Raw genomic sequence first — 17,329 nt, 5'->3', positions numbered from 1 at the left:
CGCCACGAACGTCCCCGCCGCTGCTGTCGGGAGGGAGTCGGGCGGACGGGTGTTCCTGAGCAAGCTCGGGTCCGCGTTCGCGATGTTCCGCAACCGCAAGTCGGTCGCCGGCCTGGCGATCCTCGCCTTCTTCGTGCTGATCGCGATCTTCGCCGACGTCCTTGCGCCGTTCTCGCCCACCCAGGTCGACAACACCGCCCGGTTCCAACCACCGTCGGCTGAGCACTGGCTCGGCACGACGCACATCGGGGAGGACGTGCTGAGCCAGGTGATCCACGGGACCCGGGGCGTCGTCGTCGTCGGCTTCCTCGCGGCGCTCATCGCGACCACGATCGCCATCACCGTCGGGGTGATCTCCGGCTACGTCAGCGGCTGGAAGAGCGAGGGGCTGTCCGCGCTGACCAACGTGTTCCTGGTGATCCCGGGTCTGCCCCTCATCATCATCGTGGCGGCGATGTTCGAGGACCCGCCGCTGTGGGTGATCGCGGCGGTTCTCGGCCTCATCGGCTGGGCGTGGGGCGCGCGCGTGCTCCGTGCCCAGACGATGTCACTGCGGAACCGTGACTTCATCCAGGCCGCGCGCGCGAACGGGGAACCGTTGCGCCGCATCATCACGATCGAGATGCTGCCCAACCTGATGGCCTTGATCGCGGCCAGCTTCGTGGGCACCGTGACCGCCGCCATCCTCGGGCTGACCACGCTGTCCTACATCGGGGTGATCCCGGTGACCACCTACAACTGGGGCACGATCCTCAACTGGGCCTCGGCCCAGGGCGCCTTCCAGCAGAACCAGTGGTGGTGGTACCTGCCCCCGGGTCTGTGCATCGCGATCATCGGGGTCGCGCTCTCGTTGATCAACTTCGGCATCGACGAGTACGTCAACCCACGGCTGCGTTCCGCGGGCGAACGTGCGCGGGCGATGAAGAAGAAGGGGCTCGACGTCAACGAGCCCGTCACCGCCGTCCGACCCGAGATGGACGGTCTGGCTGCGCACCCCACCCCGGCGCCCGCTGACAAGGGCACCGAGTGAGCGAGCCGTTCCGCGACCCCGCCCTGCCGACGGCGGACCGGGTCGCGGATCTGGTGTCGCGGATGAGCATCGCCGAGAAGGTCGGGCAGATGCTCCAGCTGGATGCGCGGGACGACCTCGCCGAGGCCGTGCAGGTGCGCCACGCCGGCTCGATCCTGCACACCTCGCCCGAGCGCATCGTGGAGGCCAACCGGCTGACCGCACAGACCAGGCTACGGATCCCGCTGCTGGTGGCCGAGGACTGCATCCACGGCCACTCGTTCTGGCCCGGTGCGACGATCTTCCCCACCCAGCTGGGCATGGCCGCGTCGTGGGACCCAGGGCTGCTCGAGCGCGTCGCACGTGCGACGGCGGTCGAGGTGGCCGCGACCGGCATCCACTGGACGTTCTCGCCGGTGCTGTGCATCGCACGTGACCTGAGGTGGGGGCGCGTCGACGAGACGTTCGGCGAGGACCCGCACCTCATCGGCGAGCTCGCCAGCGCGATGGTGCGCGGGTACCAGGGGGAGGGGATGGCCGATCGCACGGCGATCCTCGCGACCGCCAAGCACTTCGCCGGCTACTCCGAGACCCAGGGCGGTCGCGACGCCAGCGAGGCCGATCTGTCGCGCCGCAAGCTGCGGTCCTGGTTCCTGCCGCCGTTCGAGCGGGTGGCACGTGAAGGGTGCCGCACCTTCATGCTCGGGTACCAGACCACCGACGGCGTCCCGATCGTCGTCAACGACTGGCTGCTCACCGAGGTCCTGAAGGACGAGTGGGGCTACACCGGCATGCTCGTGACGGACTGGGACAACGTCGGGCGGATGGTCTGGGAGCAGCGGGTGCAGCCCGACTACGCCCGTGCCGCGGTGGCGGCCACGAGGGCCGGCAACGACATGATCATGACGACGCCCCGATTCTTCGAGGGCGCGCTCGAGGCGGTCGAGACGGGACTGCTCACGGACGACGCCTTCGACGACGCCGTCGCCCGGATCCTGACGATCAAGTTCGACCTCGGACTCTTCGAGGACCCACGCCTGCCGGACGGGGGTCGTGAGAGCGTCGTCGGGCAGTCCGCCCACACCGACCTCAACCTCGAGACGGCGCGACGCTCGATCGTGCTCCTCGAGAACGACGGGACGTTGCCGCTCGGAGTCGCCCCCGGCGCGGCCGGCGCGGCGAGCAGGCCGCTGCGGATCAGCGTGGCCGGTCCGCTCGCCGACGACGCCCAGTACCAGCTGGGGGACTGGGCCGGTGGCTCCGGACAGGCGGGCTGGATCGACGGGCAGCCGCGAGAGCTGATCGTGACCGTGCTCGACGGGCTGCGGGAGCACGCACCCGCGGGCTCGACGATCACCTACTCCCGTGGCGCCGACATCCTCGACCTCGAGCCGAGCTCGCGCGGAGCGACCTTCCCCGACGGGCAGCCGCGGCCACCCGTCGTCCGGGCCTGCGACCCGGACGATGCGCTGATCGCCGAGGCGGTCGCCGAGGCGGAGCAGGCCGACGCCGTCGTGGCGGTCGTCGGGGATCACATCGAGCTGGTCGGTGAGGGACGGTCGACGGCGACGCTGGAGCTCATCGGGGGACAGATCGCGCTGCTCGACGCCCTGATCGCAACCGGGACGCCGGTGATCGTGGTGCTGCTGGCCTCGAAGCCGCTCGTCCTTCCATCGAGCGTGGTGGGCGCTGCAGCGGTGCTCTGGGCGGCCAACCCGGGCATGCAGGGCGGACGTGCGATCGCCGAGATCGTGCTCGGGCAGGTCGAGCCCAGTGGGCGTCTCCCGATCTCGTTCGCCCGTCATGTCGGGCAGCAACCGACGTACTACAACCAGATCCGCGGCCAGCACGGTGACCGCTACGCCGACCTCACGCAGTCTCCAGCGTGGGTGTTCGGTCAGGGACGCGCCTACTCTGCCGTCGAGTACTCGGACCTGACGCTGTCCTCGACCTCGGTGCGACCCGATCAGGTGGTCGTCGCCGAGGTGACGGTCGCCAACACCGGTCACCGCCCGGTGCGCGAGACCGTGCAGCTGTACGTGCGCGACGACGTCACCAGCGCGAGCTGGGCCGACAAGGAGCTGAAGGGCTACCAGCAGGTGCTGCTGGAGCCGGGCGCGTCAGCACGTGTGCGTCTGCCGCTGCCGGTCGCGGACTGCACGATCGTGGACGCCGAGGGCCGACGAGTCGTCGAGCCGGGTGACGTCGACGTCCTCGTCGGTCCGTCGTCACGGGACGAGGCCCTGCTGACGGCGAGGTTCACGATCCGGTGACGGCGGGGCCCCGTCTCAGCCGCCCGCGCGCGGTGGGGGCGCGGGTCGCGCACCGGCCGTGCTGACCGTCGGCAGCGTGTCCGTGTGATCGCTGAGCAGGGCCGCGCCTCGCCCTCGCCGTCGGCTAGCGTCGTTCCCGATGAGTCGCGCGCCCCACCTCGACCCGAGCCTTCCCGCCCGAGCCCGTCCGTGAAGCGCGATGAGCGCGCGCGCTTGCGTCGCGGCCACCGCGAGGGACCCGTCATCGCCGCGCTGGCGTTCGCGGGGATGAGCGCGTCCTTCACCCAGACCATCCTCATCCCGATCCAGGCGGAGCTCCCGGAGCTCCTCGACGCACCGCGCGACGACACCGCGTGGGTCATCACGATCACGCTGCTGGTGTCGGCGATCTGCACGCCGATCTCGGGAAAGCTCGGCGACATGTACGGCAAGCGACGCGTCGCCGTCGTCCTGCTGGCGCTGCTCGCAGGCGGGGCTCTCCTCAGCGCGCTGTCGCCAGGGATCGGGCTGCTCATCCTCGGCCGCGGGCTGCAGGGCGCCGGCATGGGTGTGATTCCGCTGGGGATCTCGATCCTGCGGGACGTCCTGCATCAGCAGCGCCTGGGAGCGGCGATCGCACTGGTCAGCGCCACCCTCGGCGTGGGCGGCGCCATCGGGCTCCCGGTGAGCGCGCTCGTCGTGCGCTACTTCGAGTGGCACGCGGTCTTCGTCCTGGCGACGCTGCTCGGACTCGTCTCACTGGTCCTGATGCTCGCACTGGTGCCGCCCAGCACCATGCGCACCGGTGGGCGGCTCGACCTGGTCGGCGCCGTGGGGCTGGCCGTCGGGCTCACCGGCGTGCTGCTGGCGATCTCGCGGGGGAGCGACTGGGGGGTGGCTCTCCCCGGCCACCCTGGGTCTGCTCGGCGGCGGCGTCGTGGTCCTGCTCGGCTGGGGCATCTACGAGATGCGCGTGACCAACCCCTTGGTCGACCTGCGCGTCAGCGCGCGGGCGCCGGTGCTGCTGACCAACCTGGCCTCGGTCGCGATGGGTTTCGCGTTGTTCGGGTCCAACATCGTGTTCCCGCAGCTGTTGGAGCTGCCGGCCGAGCTCGGCGGTCTGGGCCTCGACATCCTCGCGGCGAGCATGATCATGATGCCCGCCGGGCTGGCGATGCTCGCGGTCTCACCGCTGGCCGGCCGCATCGAGCGACGAACCGGGCCCAAGGCGCTCTTCGTCGCCGGTGGCGCGGTGATTGCCCTGAGCTACGCCGTCGCCGTCGCGCTCGACCTGCGCGCGGGGCACATCCTCGCGATCAACATCGCGATCGGGGTCGGGATCGGGCTCGGTTACGCCGCCATGCCGACGCTCATCATGCGAGCGGTGCCCGCGCACGAGACCGGTGCCGCGAACGGTCTCAACACCTTGATGCGCTCGCTCGGCACGAGTACGGCCGCCGCGGTGGTCGGCGCCGTGCTGGCAGGCGCCTCCACGGCGGGCGGGGCGGCCAGCGGTCCCAGCAGCTCCGGGTTCGCGACCGCCCTGCTGCTCTGCCTCGTGGCCGCTGTCCTCTGTGCCGTGGTCGCGGCTCTCATCCCTGCGCCGCGCGCGCACGTGGGTGAGCACACCTCGCTCCCGGACTGAGGCATCCCGCCGAGACCGCCACCGAGCTCGGCGAGCACCGGGCGCCCACGACGCGCGCAACGTCGCAGTCTCCCGGTCGGTCAGAGTTCGGACAGCAGGCGAAGGCTATGCATGTTCACGGTCGTCTGCCCGTCATGCTCGGTGATCACCACGAGGACGCCGTCGCAGCCACGGCAGCGGACGACGTACCCCATCGGGGCGCCGTAGACCATCGCCTGGGCCAGGGTGGCGATGTCCGAGCACGACAGGCACTGGCCTCGCGTCGTCGTCGGCTCGGAGGGAAAGAGCTCGGAGGCCGGACCTGCGAGGACGTTGCCGTCGAGGTGCTGCATCAGATGCCTCCGAAACGCTCGGTGCGGATGCTGTCGGGCTGGTGGCCGAGGTCGATGAGGCCGCGGGCGACCGTCTCCACGAACCCGGTCGGTCCGCAGACGAAGGTGAGCGGTCCCCGCTCGGGAGGCAGCGTCGCGCTCCGGAGGTCGTCCGGCGTGAGGCGTCCGGCTGCTCGGGTCCACCCCGGAGGCACCGTGCGGGTGTAGTGCCAGGTGGTGGGAGTGGTCGAGGACCGCTGCTGAAGCTCGTCCCGGTACAGCGCGTCTTCCGGCGTGCGCAGCGAGTACAGCAGCTGCATCGGCACGGTGCTGCGCGCGTCGGTGTGTGCGCGTGTCATCGCGAGCAACGGGACGACGCCGGAGCCGCCGGCGATCAGCTGCACGGGTTCGGGGTGTTCGGGTCGCCACACGAACCAGCCACCGAGCGGTCCGCGGAGCTCCACGCTGTCGCCGACCTCGAGGTCGTCCACGAGGAAGGGGGAGACCTCGCCGTCCGGCAGCCGCTCGACGGCGAGCTCGACGTCGGTGTCGGGTCCGACGCTGGCGATCGAGTAGGAGCGGGTGGCCTGGTAGCCGTCGGATGCGGTCAGCCGCAGGTCGACATGCTGCCCAGCGAGGTTGCCCGGCCAACCGGGCACCGAGAAGGTAAGGCTTCGCGCCGAGTCAGTCAGGGAGGTGGCCCGGACCAGGCTGCCGGTGAACCAGCCGACAGGTGGCCTCCTCACGCGTAGCGCTCCTCCCGCCACGGGTCCCCGTGCAGGTGGTAGCCGTTCTCCTCCCAGAAGCCCGGGTAGTCGTCGTCCTGCATGACCAGGCCGCGGACCCACTTGGCGCTCTTCCAGAAATACAGGTGCGGCACCAGCAGCCGTGCGGGGCCGCCGTGCTCCGGGTCGAGCGGTTCGCCGTCGTACTCGTAAGCGATCCATGCCCGCCCCTCGAGAACCTCCTCGAGCGGGAGGTTGGTGGTGTAGCCGCCGTAGGAGTGCGCCATGACGTAGTCCAGGCCCGTGTCGACGTCGGCGAACAGGGTGTCCAGCGACACGCCTCTCCACCCGGTGCCCAGCTTGGACCAGCTCGTGACGCAATGGATGTCGACCGTGACGTCCTCGGCCGGGAGAGCGAGGAGCTCCTGCCAGCTCCACCGGTGGATGTCGCCGCCCTCGGTGCGGATGGAGAACTCCCAGTCGTCTGCGCTGATCGACGGCGTGGGGCCGGCCGACAGCACGGGGAAGGACTCGGTCAGGTGCTGACCAGGCGGAAGGTTCGGGTTGTCGTTGCGACGACGTCCGCCGAAGATGGCCATGTACCGACCCCTCAGATAGTGATCCGGTGAGCGAGGTCGATGACTCGGGCACCCACAACGTCGTCGGTGCCGATATCGGCGATCCCGAGCACAGCGTACTCAGCGCCGTCACCGGTGGCGATGGCTTCTCGATGGTGCGGCACCGTCCGGCGACCCCGTGAGGATCGGTCTCCGACACCCCAGATTCGCTGTCTCGGGTGCTGAACACCCAGTCAACTCCGACTCAACGGTCCGGCTGCACAGAGCCGTACGGGAGTGCGAAAGAGGTGCACCCATGCGAGCGGACAGCCGGTCCAAGGAGGTGTACCGGGCCCGCCTCCAGGGTTATGCGGACCCCGCACTGGGCGCTGCGCTGCAGCTCAGGCTCGAGCTGCGCCGCTCACCGCATGCCCTGACCCCGTGGGCCGACGGCACGATCCCGTCGATCCCGACAGCGGATCCCACGGACCCGCGAGCGTTCGCCGATTCATAGCTCGCCTGTCCGTTGCAGGGTCTGATCGGCTTGCGCGCCGTCGAGCACATCGACCCGGACCAGGACCCGATCGACGCCATCGCCGACGAGATCCTCGCCATGCTGTGACACGCCCGTCGAGGCGCGGGGTGAGAAACCCTTCAGGCGACGCCGACGCTGCGGGCCGCAGCGACGGCCTCCTCGGCGCCGCTGCGGAACGGTGCGCCGTGGCCGGGCAGCACCAGCGCCGCTCCGGTCTCCTCGATCGCGTCCAACGACGCGAGGGCTGCGGTGACGTCGGCCGTGGCCGCGCGGGCGACCACGCGAGGACCGGTCAGGGCGGTGTAGGGGTCGTAGGTGACGAGCGCGTCGCCCGAGAACAGGATGTGGCGATCGGGCAGCAGCAGCGCGCAGTGCCCATAGGTGTGGCCGGGCGTGAAGACCGGCACGAGGCCACCGGTGTCGGGTAGCACCTCGTCGGGCTGCACGTCGGGGACCGCCGAGATGCCCTTGACGGCCAGCCCTCCCGCCAGCGTCATCCGGACCAGACCGGGGATCGCCCGGGGGTAGCGGAACGGGTAGCGGAGTCGGGGCGACTGGTGCGCGTACCGGTAGGGGTGACGCGCCAGCGGCGCATCGCGCGGATGGACGTGCGTCCGTGTGTGGTGATCCTCCAGCAGCCGGCGGCACATCCCGACGTGGTCGAAGTGCGCATGCGTCAGATACACGCCACGGAGGTCGGCCGGGGTGAGGCCGCGGGCCGCCAGCGCCTGCTGCAACAGCGTCCAGGTTCCCGGCAGCCCGCCGTCGACCAGGACCGGCCCGGCGCCGGTGTCGACGAGGTAGCAGTTGACGCCGCCGTGGCTGATCATCTCGACGCCGTCGCTCACGGTCGTCAGCCCCTCGGGGATCGCGGACGTGTCCATCAGCGGCATCGGTGTCTCCTTCTTCGGTGTGCCCCGGGCGCGGCCGGCCGGCCTCGGATCGAGACCGGCCGACCGCGCCCATCCAGGCGGGAGCGCCTGTCAGGTCGCCGTCGGGACCGGGGACGGCGCCTGCGTGGCGCTCACCGCCTGGCGGCAGCTGTGGTGGTGTCGTCGCGGCGGTCGCGGGCGTCCGTCGGGTTGGTCATCAGGGCGTACCCGGCCACGAGGATGCCGACGACGAGGTGGGGGAGCCACGCGTTGGTCTCCTCGTCGGCGAACCCGAACAGCCAGGGTGAGGCCGCCAGGAAGATGCCGGTCAGGACGTCGAGCACGAGGTGCACGCGCATCGGGATCAGCTTCAGCGGGCTGGCGGGGCTGGTGGTGATGAGCTCGTTGACCAGGATGAAGGCGCCGACGATGATGGCGACCCGCGTCGCCGTCGGCTCGTCGCTGAAACCGAGCAGCCAGGGGGCGACGATCAGGATGATGCCGACGAGGACGCCGATGATGGTGTGGGTCTTGCTGGGGATGACGCGCATGGGTAGTCCGATCTGTGATCTTGAGGAGGTGGGTGGGGTCTCGTTGAGCGCCGTCCGTACCCGGTGCGCGTGCCAACGACGTGGTCATCTGTAGCGCGCTCTCGACGTTGGTGCCGGCCCCAGGGTGATGGCAGCCAGGTGCGTTCAAGGGTGCCTGCCCCGGTTCCCCATGGACCGGAAATGCATGCACAGGACATATCGACCCTGGCGGAGCTGTCTGACGCTGCGCTGCGGATGGGAGCGCGTATGAACGGCGCCGGGACGCTCGACGCCTCACCGTTTGGTCGGCCGACCCTGCACAGCGTTGTGATCTACGCCGTGTCCGGGACGGTCCTCAGCGCGCGACGACGACGCTCACAGCGCTACGGGTTCGGCCCCCGCGGACTCATCGCGATCGATCGAGCCGTTGTGACGACGCGACACGCTGCCGTTGCGTGGCAGCTGTCTGTCTTGCACGAGCTGCTCGGCGAGCTCACGCAACTTGATGTTGTGGTCCTGGGAGTACCGCTTCAGCACCGCGAAGGCCTGATCTTCGTCGAGGCCATGCCGCTCCATCAGGATGCCCTGCGCCTGCCCGATCCGCTTGCGGCCGTCCAGCGCGAGATTGAGACCTTCGACGGTCAGTGAAGCCACCAAGGCGAGCGCAGCATGGCGCGTCAGGAGATGTGCGAAGGCGAGCTCGTCGGAGGAGAAGACCCGAGGCTGCTGCCAGAAGAGGTTCAGCGATCCGAGCCTGCGTTCACCCGTCTTGTCGACCAGTGCAGCACCGAGAGCACTACCGATGCCGAGGGACACCGCTCGGGGAGCCCACAACGGCCAGCGGGAATCTGCCGCCAGGTCCTGAGAGACGAAGGTCTCACCTTCGTAAGCACTGTCATGGCACGGGCCTTCACCCAGCTGGTTCTGCAGGCGGTCCAGCTCTTCGACGATCGGGTCGGTCGGCACCACGGTCTGGAGCTGGCCGCCGCCCTTGATCAGGGTGATGCCTGCGTGGTCGGCCCCGAGCTGCTGGCGGGCATAGTCGACGACCTCCGCAGCCGTCTGACCGGAGTCGGGCGCCTGGTGGAGACGCTCCACCAGGAGCGCAAGCTCACGCGCCAGCGTGCTGTCACTCATCGGGTAAGACCCCTTCATGCCCCAGGCCTCTCGCCTGACGTCTTTCCCCCATCCTAGGCGCGACAGCGGGAGGCTCGTGCCCAGAGCACTCTTGCGCCTGCGCGGCGGATCATGGAGCGACAGCTGTGACTCATGGGCCCCGAGGGGCTCTGATGAGTGCACTCGATGCCCTTGGCTACTCCGGGCGGGTGTCGTCGTGGTGAGAGGGCCGGGTACGCACGCGACCGGCTGGGTCGGCCTCGTCGGCGCCTCAACGCATAGACTTGAGCCAACCTCGGTGCCGCACGCTGGTGACGCCACGGGAAGTGCTGTCGGTCACGCGAAGGGACAGGAATCGCCGCCATGTATGACCAACGTTCCTTCGTCGCGACGACGTTGGCGTTCACCGAGAAGCTCGTCAGCGACTACGACGTCCACGACGTGCTCCAAGATCTCGCCCTCCGCCTGACCGAGCTGTTGTTCTTGACGGGGAGCGGCGTCACAGTCGCGGAGGAAGGCAGGCTACGCGCCGTCACCACGATCCCCGCGCACCTGGAAGACCTCGAGCGCCATCAGGAGGTGACGCAGGTCGGCCCCGGCGCCGAGGCTTACAGCACCGGGGGCATCGTCGCGGTCGCGGATCTCGAGGCCGAGACCCGCTGGCCCGAGTACCGGCGTGTGGCGCATCGCCTCGGGATGCGAGCGGTCGTGGGGTTGCCGATGGCGCTCAGCGGCCGGGTCGTCGGGGCGCTCAACCTTTACCACGCTGAGGTGCGCGAGTGGGAGCCGGACGACCTGGTCGCCGCGCAGCTGCTGGCCAACCTCGCCACCAGCTTCTTGATGCAGTCCGAGTCGCTGGACGAGCAGTCGCTCGTGAACGCCCAGCTACGCCGTGCGCTCGAGAGCCGGGTCCTGATCGAGCAGGCGAAGGGGATCTTGGCGGAGGCTCATGGGACGGACGTGGTTGTCGCGTTCGAGCGCATCCGCAGCCATGCACGTACGCACAACGTCAAGGTCATCGATGTCGCGCACGGCATCGTGCACCTCGGCCTTCGGCTGTGACCGCCGCGATCAGCCGGCTCGGGCGGGCGCGTTCACGACAGCGAGGGAGGCGTCGATGCTGCGCGTCTCGGCTGCGAGCTGCAGAACGAGCACGTGCAACGACTCGCACGGCGAACCTGCTCCGTGTCGAGCCCGTCGCCCGTCCGGGACGGCGTGCCGCGGCGCGTGACGATGTCGACGACATCCTCCAGCTGCGCGACAAGCAGCAGGAATTGCACCAGGGCGGGCGGATCGACCAGGGTGATCCGTTGGTCGTTCCGTGACGCCAGCCGAGCCAGGATGGCCATGACCGAGGTGTCGATGTAGGTCACGTCCCGGGTGTGCACCTCGACCGGCATCCCGAGCTGTTCCAGCTCTGTCACGGCGGCGTGCAGCTCGGCGTTCATGCCGATGTCGACCTCACCGGTCAGCACCAGCCGCGCACCTGCGCCGGTGGCCAGCACGGTGACCGTACCTGTTCGACGCCCGCTGCGGGCGACGTCGTCTCCATGATCCACCTGGCGGCTCCACGCTGAGATCGTTGAGCGTCGCCAGGGTCAGGGGCGACCGAGAGCCGCCAGGGTCAGGAGCGGTCACGATGCAAGGGTGAAGGCTATCGCGAACCAGTCGAGTCGCGGTGATCGGCTTCAAGCCCCTTGCCGTTGAACGGTCCCTCGGTCCGCCGTCCGACGAGTGCAACTGGCGTCGCTGGCTCCGCCGGCGCGGTAGAGTGATCCGTATCACCCCGCTGAAACCCATGGCGGGCCACTGCCAACGAGGAAGCAGTCGGCCCCATGGTCACGTCGACCCACAGCCTGGTTTCAGCCGAGCACCGTCTCTCTCACGGCGAACGATCCGACCTCACATCGCAGCTGGCGTGGCGTGCCTATCGGGCGACCGATCCGCGCGAGCAGCAAGAGATGCAGCGGGAGATCATCCGTCTCAACATCCGCGTCGCGCGAGCGGTCGCTGCGCGCTATCGCAACCGCGGTATCGCGTTGGAGGATCTCGAGCAGGTCGCCTGCGAAGGGCTCATCAAGGCGGTTCATCGCTTCGATCCCAGTCTGCACCACGATCTGCTGAGCTATGCCGTGCCGACGATCCGCGGCGAGGTGCTGCGGTACTTCCGGGACCTCAGCTGGGTCGTCCGCCCGCCGCGACGGCTCCAGGAGCTCGAGCACCGGATCGGGCTCGCGGCCGGCGAGCTCGGCGCTGAGCGGGTGCCCAGCTCTCAGGAGATCTACGAACACCTGGGGATCGGTCGCGACGAGCACGCCGAGGCCGTGCAGGCCGTCCGGGGATGCCGCCCGCTGTCCCTGGACCAACCACTCGCGGACGGGGGCGGCCGGACGCTGGGCGATCTCGTTCCCGATCCCGTGGACCACCTCGCCTCCGCAGAGGACCGTGCGCTGCTCGCGCCGCTGCTCCAGCAGCTGAGCGAGCGTGACCGCCGCGTGCTGCACCTGCGGTTCGTCGAGTATCGAACGCAACGCGAGATCGGCGAGGAGTTCGGGGTGACCCAGATGCAGGTGAGCCGTTGGCTCACCCGCATCTTTGCCCACCTGCGCGAGGGGCTGACCACCAGCCGTAGCTCGACCGTGCCGGCCGCTCGGTGAGGCTGGCGCCGCTCCTCGCGCGGCGGGGCCGGCCGCGTCAGCGAGTGGCGTCGCGGATGTCGTCGGCCGCGTCGCGCGCGCCGTCCTTGACGTCCTCCGCCGCCTTCTTGACCTTGGCACCCGCTTCCTCGCCGGCGCCCTCGGCCTGCAAGTCACGGTTGTCGGTGGCGTCGCCGACCCCCTTCTTGGCCTTGCCGACCGCCTCCTGGGTGGCGTTCTTCACCTTGTCGTCCATACCCATGGGGTCCTCCTCGAGGCATCGGGTCCCGCCCGCTGCGAGACCGCCGTCCCCACCGGTGCCCCAGGGTGCAGCCCCTCATGCACCTGGGGCCGTACGGGCTCAGGGATGTGTGAACAGACGTCCGTCTGGGTACCGGTATCCCGGGCCTGCGCGCGGCACGCGCCGTCGAGGACCGGAACCGAGCGAGATGAGGAAGACCGATGCCCAGACGTCATGAGAAGCCCTCGAACACGTCAGCGAAGCTTCTCTACCAGCCGTTCGGGCTCGTGGCCAGCCTGGTGGCGGGCCTGGTCGCCGGACAGATCTTCCAGCAGGTGTGGAAGCGCGCTCTGCCAGGTGACCACGACGACCCACCCCAAGCCCTGCAGTCCGAGTACAGCTGGAAAGAGGTGGTCGTCGGTGCGCTGGTGCAGGGTGCCATCTTCGCCGCCGTCCGAGCGGTCGTCTCTCGCGCCGGCGCACGCGCCTTCGAACGGTGGACAGGGGAGTGGCCGGGCGACTGAGCTGCGCCCGGCCCGCATGTAACTGGTGTTTCTCATCGATCGGAGACGTTCTTGACGCTAGCGGCGCACCCCCGCGGTCGCACTCTGCCAGCCCCCCGCGGACCCTTGAGCGAGAAGGTGATCGGGCGACTGTCGGGTGACGGCGGAGCCACCGACCTCATGGCCGTCGCCACCCATGCGCTCGACCAGGCCGTGGACATCGTCAGGGACGACGACGTCCAGCTCGCCTTGTTCATCCTCTACGCCTCCTCCTACGGTTCGCTCGCGCAGCTCGACGCCGACCTCGAGTGGGACGGGGAGCTGATCGGCGTCCGCCGCCGCCTCGAGAGCGCCTTCGAGCACGCCCTCCGCAGCGCGGTGCCCGCGCCAGAGCTGCCGGAGGCGACCGTCGACGCCGTCGCCCGCGCGCTGTTCGCCCTGACCGACGACGTCTCGGGACCGAGCCTGTCGAGGTTCGTGGCGAAGAAGGCCACCGCGGAGCAGGTCCGCGAGCTCCTCATGCAGCGGTCGATCTACACGCTGCGGGAGGCGGATCCGCACTCCTGGGCCATCCCGCGTCTTCACGGTCGCGCCAAGGCGGCCCTGGTCGAGATCCAGGCGGACGAGTACGGCGGTGGCCGACCCGACCGTGTCCACGCGACCATCTTCGCGGCCGCGATGCGAGGCGCCGGGCTCGAGGACACCTACGGCGCGTACGTCGACGACGTCCCGGCGCTGACGCTCGCCTCGCTCAACATGATGTCGATGTTCGGGCTCAACCGGCGGCTCGTCGGCGCGATCGTCGGGCACCTCGCCGCGTTCGAGATGACGTCGTCGATCCCCAACCGCTTCTACGCCGAAGGGCTGCGCCGTCTCGGGTTCGGTGAGGACGTCACCGACTACTTCGACGAGCACGTCGAGGCCGATGCGGTCCACGAGCAGATCGCGGCTCGCGACCTCGCCGGTGCCCTTGCGGAGGACCGGCCCGACCTGCTCCCCGACATCATGTTCGGTGCTGCTGCATGCCTGACCGTGGACGGGTGGCTGGCGCAAGAGATGCTGGACGCCTGGGCGGACGGCCGCTCCTCGCTCAGGAGCCGTTGATGCGTGAGCAGCGGGCGACCATCACGTCCTACCCCGACGGACCGCTCGTGGTGCGTGGTGACATCGACCTGGTCTCCGCCGACGGCGAACCGATCGAGCGCAAGCGCCGCACCATCGCCCTGTGCCGTTGCGGCCTGTCCACCATCAAGCCCTTCTGCGACGGCACGCACAGGGCTGCAGGGTTTCAGGCGGACTGAGCTCCCGCCGTCAGGGTTTCCGAAGCGACACATGCCGGACCGAGACGAGGAGAACACATGAGAGCCGTGACCTGGCAAGGACGACGCGACATGCAGGTGGTCGACGTGCCGGACCCGCGGATCGAGGAGCCGACCGACGCCGTCGTCCGGATCACCTCGACCGGGCTGTGCGGCTCCGATCTGCACCTGTACGACCCCTTCACGCCGTTCATGACCCCGGGCGACGTCGTCGGGCACGAGCCGATGGGGATCGTCGAGCAGGTCGGCGCCGATGTGCACCAGCTGCGAGTCGGCGACCGGGTGGTGGTGCCCTTCAACATCAGCTGCGGGACGTGCTGGATGTGCTCACGCGGCCTGCACAGCCAGTGCGAGACCACGCAGAACCGCGAGCAGGGCACAGGGGCCAGCCTCTTCGGCTACAGCAAGCTCTACGGCCAGGTCCCGGGTGGGCAGGCGGAGGCGATGCGGGTCCCGTTCGCGGACACGTTGCCGATCGTCGTCCCCGAAGGGCCGCCGGACGACCGGTTCCTCTACCTCTCGGACGTGCTGCCGACGGCGTGGCAGGGGGTCGAGTACGCAGACGTCGCCGCCGGCGACTCGGTGCTCGTGCTCGGCGCGGGCCCGATCGGTGACATGGCCGCGCGGGTGGCTCTGCACCGCGGCTGCGAGGTCATCGTCGTCGACCGCGTCCCGGAGCGGCTCGAGCGCACGGCGCGGCGCGGTGCGGCCACGATCAACATCGACGAGCTCGGCTCCGACAACCTTCCGGAGAAGATCCGTGAGCTCACCAGCGGCCGCGGTGCGGATGCGGTGATCGACGCCGTCGGCATGGAGGCGCACGGCTCGCCGGTCGCCGAGGTGATGCAGAAGTCGCTGGGGATCCTTCCCAAGGCTGCGCGGGCCGCAATCATGCAGAACGCCGGTGTCGACCGGCTGGAGGCCCTGTACCAGGCCATCGAGTGCGTCCGACGAGGTGGCACCATCTCGCTGGTGGGCGTGTACGGCGGTGCCGCCGACCCGATGCCGATGATGCAGCTCTTCGACAAGCAGGTGCAGCTGCGCATGGGACAGGCGAACGTCCGGCGCTGGAGCGACGACATCTTCGCGCTGCTCCAGCAGGACGAGGACGTCCTGGGCGTGGAGTCCTTCGCCACGCACCACCTCCCGCTCGAGGAGGCGCCGCAGGCGTACAAGACGTTCCAGGACAAGGGCGACGGCATGGTGAAGGCCGTCTTCAGGCCCTGAGGAGACGTGTCCTGGTGTCGAGCCGGGTGCACGCGGTGGCCGCTCGCGTCGGTCGGATCCGCACGCCCGTACGTTTGTCATGCGGCGGTCCGGGGTACCGGGAGGGGACATGCCCAGCGCGAGAAGGACGTGAGATGGCCGATCAGTTTGTCCATCCCGATGGCAGCGGTCGGTGGATCGCGACCGGGGACAAGAGCTCCGATCGGAGATCGACGCACACCACCCAGGCGGATGCGATCGCGGCGGCGCGGGACCGGTGCGCCGCCACCGGCGGCGGCGAGCTCGTCATCCACGGCGAGGACGGCAAGATCCGCGCCAAGAACACGGTGGCGCCAGGAAACGACCCGAGCAGCGTTCCCGGCTAGGCCGGTTCTCGGCGGCGCCGTCCGGTCTTGAGCCCCGGTTTCGCTGGTCGTGAGTCGGTGCTGCAGACTGGCGCGATGCGGAGCCTGGGAGTCGAGGAAGAGCTGCTGATCGTCGAGAGCGGCAGCGGGCGCGCGCTGTCGCTCGCGAGCCAGGTGCTACGAACCGCAGAAGCCAGCGCGGACGACGAGTCCGCGGGTGCGCTCGAGAAGGAGCTGCAGCGTCAGCAGATCGAGACGGGTACGGCACCGCACACCGACCTCGCCGCGCTCGCTGAGGACCTGCGCGCTCAGCGCCGCACGGCGATCGAGGCTGCCCGGCGCAACGGCGCACAGGTGGCGGCCCTGGGCACGTCGCCGGTCCCGGTCGAACCGCGAACCACGGACAACGAGCGGTTCCACACGATGACGGAGCGGTTCGGCATCACCACCGCGGAGAACCTCACGTGCGGCTGCCACGTGCACGTCTCGATCCAGTCGCGGGAGGAGGCGGTGGCGGTCGTCGACCGGATCAGGCCCTGGCTGCCGATCCTGATCGCGTTGAGCGCCAACTCCCCGTTCTGGCAGGGCAAGGACACCGCGTATGCCTCGTTCCGCACCCAGGCGCAGGCGCGCTGGCCCACCGCGGGTCCGACCGAGCTCTTCGGCTCTGCGCGTGCCTACGACGAGCTCGTCGCCAGCATGGTGGCCACGGACACCGTGCTCGACGTCGGCATGATCTACGCCGACGCCCGCGTCTCGCAGCGGTACCCGACCGTCGAGCTGCGCGTCGCCGACGTCTGCCTGGACCCGGCTGACGCCGTGCTCATCGCGGGCCTCGCGCGCGCCATGGTCATGACGGCTGCCGCCGAGTGGGCCGAGGGCAAGGCTGCGCCGCCGGTGCCCGTGTCACTGCTCCGGCTGGCGAACTGGCAGGCCTCCCGCGCCGGCCTCGGTGGGAACCTGCTGGACCCGGCGACCGCCACGCCGCGCCCCGCGCACGAGGTGGTGCAGGAGCTGCTCGAGCACGTGCAGCCGGCTCTGCGCGAGTGCGGCGACGAGCTCGCCGTGACCGAGGCGCTGGACCTGCTGCGCTCGCGCGGCACCGGCGCCGACCGCCAGCGGCAGACCTGGGAGCGCACGGGAAACCTGGCCGACGTCGTCGCCGACGCCGTCAGGGTGACCAGCGGCCAGGAGCCGGGCGGCCGCCGCTGATCCGCCGGCCTCTGCCGGGACCCGGCCCTTGCCGGGACCCGGCCTCGCCGGCCCCGCCCAGCTGCCGCACTCGCGGGCGCAGGCGTGGGTGCGCCCGCGCGGGTCGAGCTAGGCGCTGCCGTCCTCACCCTCGGCCTGGGACGGGTGCCCGTGCGCCGGAGGGTCGATGTGCGTGCTCGGCTCGTCCGGGTCCTCGCCCTCGGCCTGGCTGGGATGCTCGGGCTGTGACGGCTCGGCCTCTGGCTCGCGCCCGTCGTCGTGCGTGTTCTCCTGTGACACGGTGGTCCTCCTCAGC

At 70.0% G+C, this 17,329-nt stretch carries 22 protein-coding genes and 1 pseudogene; 14 read left to right on the top strand and 9 right to left on the bottom strand.

The window, feature by feature from the left end; all coding sequences use genetic code 11:
• The first annotated feature begins 82 nt into the window (after window positions 1-82).
• The 4 genes and pseudogenes from GPA04_RS19070 to GPA04_RS21555 all read left to right on the top strand — a co-directional run bounded on the left by GPA04_RS19070 (window position 83) and on the right by GPA04_RS21555 (window position 4,906).
• Window positions 83-1,030: an ABC transporter permease gene (locus GPA04_RS19070; protein WP_241680926.1), complete on the top strand. Its 948-nt coding sequence runs from the start codon at window positions 83-85 to the stop codon at window positions 1,028-1,030.
• Window positions 1,027-3,282: an exo-beta-d-1,3/1,6-glucosidase gene (locus tag GPA04_RS19065; RefSeq protein ID WP_241680922.1), complete on the top strand. Its 2,256-nt coding sequence runs from the start codon at window positions 1,027-1,029 to the stop codon at window positions 3,280-3,282. Before GPA04_RS19070 ends, GPA04_RS19065 begins: the two co-directional genes overlap by 4 nt.
• Window positions 3,283-3,549: 267 nt before the next feature.
• Window positions 3,550-3,996 (top strand): annotated as a pseudogene (locus GPA04_RS21560) (MFS transporter); the annotation flags it as partial.
• A gap of 70 nt (window positions 3,997-4,066) precedes the next feature.
• On the top strand, window positions 4,067-4,906 hold the full coding sequence (locus tag GPA04_RS21555; protein ID WP_366464993.1) for an MFS transporter: 840 nt from the start codon (window positions 4,067-4,069) through the stop codon (window positions 4,904-4,906).
• Window positions 4,907-4,986: 80 nt separating this feature from the next.
• Here GPA04_RS21555 and GPA04_RS19055 read toward each other — a convergent pair whose 3' ends face one another.
• Genes GPA04_RS19055 through GPA04_RS19045 form a run of 3 tightly spaced genes read right to left on the bottom strand, consistent with a single transcriptional unit; the run spans window position 4,987 to window position 6,541 of the window.
• A complete protein-coding gene (locus GPA04_RS19055; RefSeq protein ID WP_156225795.1) occupies window positions 4,987-5,238 on the bottom strand; it encodes a DUF6510 family protein in 252 nt (83 codons plus the stop codon).
• Window positions 5,238-5,963: a ferredoxin reductase gene (locus GPA04_RS19050; RefSeq protein WP_206674282.1), complete on the bottom strand. Its 726-nt coding sequence runs from the start codon at window positions 5,961-5,963 to the stop codon at window positions 5,238-5,240. The genes GPA04_RS19055 and GPA04_RS19050 overlap by 1 nt, the downstream gene beginning before the upstream one ends.
• Window positions 5,960-6,541, bottom strand: a complete 582-nt coding sequence (locus GPA04_RS19045; protein ID WP_156225794.1) for a sulfite oxidase-like oxidoreductase — start codon at window positions 6,539-6,541, stop codon at window positions 5,960-5,962. The genes GPA04_RS19050 and GPA04_RS19045 overlap by 4 nt, the downstream gene beginning before the upstream one ends.
• A 26-nt stretch (window positions 6,542-6,567) precedes the next feature.
• Here GPA04_RS19045 and GPA04_RS21460 point away from each other — a divergent pair, with 26 nt between their 5' ends.
• Both GPA04_RS21460 and GPA04_RS19040 read left to right on the top strand, forming a co-directional pair.
• The gene (locus GPA04_RS21460) at window positions 6,568-6,702 is read left to right on the top strand and encodes a hypothetical protein (RefSeq protein WP_277754329.1); all 135 of its coding nucleotides are present in this window, start codon (window positions 6,568-6,570) and stop codon (window positions 6,700-6,702) included.
• Between the two features lie 113 nt (window positions 6,703-6,815).
• Complete coding sequence (locus tag GPA04_RS19040) at window positions 6,816-7,013, top strand: hypothetical protein (protein ID WP_156225793.1); 198 nt, start codon at window positions 6,816-6,818, stop codon at window positions 7,011-7,013.
• 140 nt (window positions 7,014-7,153) lie between these two features.
• Here GPA04_RS19040 and GPA04_RS19035 read toward each other — a convergent pair whose 3' ends face one another.
• From GPA04_RS19035 to GPA04_RS19025, 3 genes are all read right to left on the bottom strand, one after another.
• Entirely contained in the window at window positions 7,154-7,927 is a 774-nt protein-coding gene (locus GPA04_RS19035) for an MBL fold metallo-hydrolase (RefSeq protein WP_241680921.1), read from the bottom strand.
• A gap of 131 nt (window positions 7,928-8,058) precedes the next feature.
• Complete coding sequence (locus GPA04_RS19030) at window positions 8,059-8,457, bottom strand: SPW repeat protein (protein WP_156225792.1); 399 nt, start codon at window positions 8,455-8,457, stop codon at window positions 8,059-8,061.
• A gap of 354 nt (window positions 8,458-8,811) precedes the next feature.
• Window positions 8,812-9,573, bottom strand: a complete 762-nt coding sequence (locus GPA04_RS19025; protein ID WP_162458665.1) for a GAF and ANTAR domain-containing protein — start codon at window positions 9,571-9,573, stop codon at window positions 8,812-8,814.
• Between the two features lie 342 nt (window positions 9,574-9,915).
• Here GPA04_RS19025 and GPA04_RS19020 point away from each other — a divergent pair, with 342 nt between their 5' ends.
• Window positions 9,916-10,614, top strand: coding sequence for a GAF and ANTAR domain-containing protein (locus GPA04_RS19020; protein ID WP_156225790.1), 699 nt, complete (start codon window positions 9,916-9,918; stop codon window positions 10,612-10,614).
• 32 nt (window positions 10,615-10,646) lie between these two features.
• Here the strand turns inward: GPA04_RS19020 and GPA04_RS19015 are convergent, their stop codons facing one another.
• On the bottom strand, window positions 10,647-11,111 hold the full coding sequence (locus GPA04_RS19015; RefSeq protein ID WP_156225789.1) for an STAS domain-containing protein: 465 nt from the start codon (window positions 11,109-11,111) through the stop codon (window positions 10,647-10,649).
• A gap of 402 nt (window positions 11,112-11,513) precedes the next feature.
• On the opposite strand from GPA04_RS19015, the gene GPA04_RS19010 reads away from it, so the two are divergent.
• Window positions 11,514-12,209, top strand: coding sequence for a sigma-70 family RNA polymerase sigma factor (locus tag GPA04_RS19010; RefSeq protein WP_206674281.1), 696 nt, complete (start codon window positions 11,514-11,516; stop codon window positions 12,207-12,209).
• Between the two features lie 37 nt (window positions 12,210-12,246).
• Here the strand turns inward: GPA04_RS19010 and GPA04_RS19005 are convergent, their stop codons facing one another.
• The gene (locus tag GPA04_RS19005) at window positions 12,247-12,450 is read right to left on the bottom strand and encodes a CsbD family protein (protein WP_156225787.1); all 204 of its coding nucleotides are present in this window, start codon (window positions 12,448-12,450) and stop codon (window positions 12,247-12,249) included.
• 200 nt (window positions 12,451-12,650) lie between these two features.
• Here GPA04_RS19005 and GPA04_RS19000 point away from each other — a divergent pair, with 200 nt between their 5' ends.
• The 6 genes from GPA04_RS19000 (at window position 12,651) to GPA04_RS18975 (ending at window position 17,034) form a co-directional block, all read left to right on the top strand.
• Complete coding sequence (locus GPA04_RS19000) at window positions 12,651-12,953, top strand: DUF4235 domain-containing protein (RefSeq protein ID WP_156225786.1); 303 nt, start codon at window positions 12,651-12,653, stop codon at window positions 12,951-12,953.
• A gap of 105 nt (window positions 12,954-13,058) precedes the next feature.
• Window positions 13,059-14,036, top strand: a complete 978-nt coding sequence (locus GPA04_RS18995) for an iron-containing redox enzyme family protein (RefSeq protein ID WP_436277928.1) — start codon at window positions 13,059-13,061, stop codon at window positions 14,034-14,036.
• A complete protein-coding gene (locus GPA04_RS18990) occupies window positions 14,036-14,233 on the top strand; it encodes a CDGSH iron-sulfur domain-containing protein (protein WP_156225785.1) in 198 nt (65 codons plus the stop codon). Before GPA04_RS18995 ends, GPA04_RS18990 begins: the two co-directional genes overlap by 1 nt.
• Before the next feature lie 57 nt (window positions 14,234-14,290).
• Window positions 14,291-15,478: a zinc-dependent alcohol dehydrogenase gene (locus tag GPA04_RS18985; RefSeq protein WP_156225784.1), complete on the top strand. Its 1,188-nt coding sequence runs from the start codon at window positions 14,291-14,293 to the stop codon at window positions 15,476-15,478.
• Window positions 15,479-15,612: 134 nt separating this feature from the next.
• Complete coding sequence (locus tag GPA04_RS18980; protein WP_156225783.1) at window positions 15,613-15,843, top strand: DUF2188 domain-containing protein; 231 nt, start codon at window positions 15,613-15,615, stop codon at window positions 15,841-15,843.
• Window positions 15,844-15,918: 75 nt separating this feature from the next.
• A complete protein-coding gene (locus GPA04_RS18975) occupies window positions 15,919-17,034 on the top strand; it encodes a carboxylate-amine ligase (RefSeq protein WP_156225782.1) in 1,116 nt (371 codons plus the stop codon).
• 108 nt (window positions 17,035-17,142) lie between these two features.
• On the opposite strand, the gene GPA04_RS18970 is transcribed toward GPA04_RS18975, so the two are convergent.
• A complete protein-coding gene (locus GPA04_RS18970) occupies window positions 17,143-17,313 on the bottom strand; it encodes a hypothetical protein (protein ID WP_156225781.1) in 171 nt (56 codons plus the stop codon).
• Window positions 17,314-17,329: the final 16 nt, after the last annotated feature.

Source organism: Pseudactinotalea suaedae, assembly GCF_009733815.1.
GTDB classification, from domain to species: domain Bacteria; phylum Actinomycetota; class Actinomycetes; order Actinomycetales; family Beutenbergiaceae; genus Pseudactinotalea; species Pseudactinotalea suaedae.
This window is presented reverse-complemented; position numbering and strand designations above follow the sequence as displayed.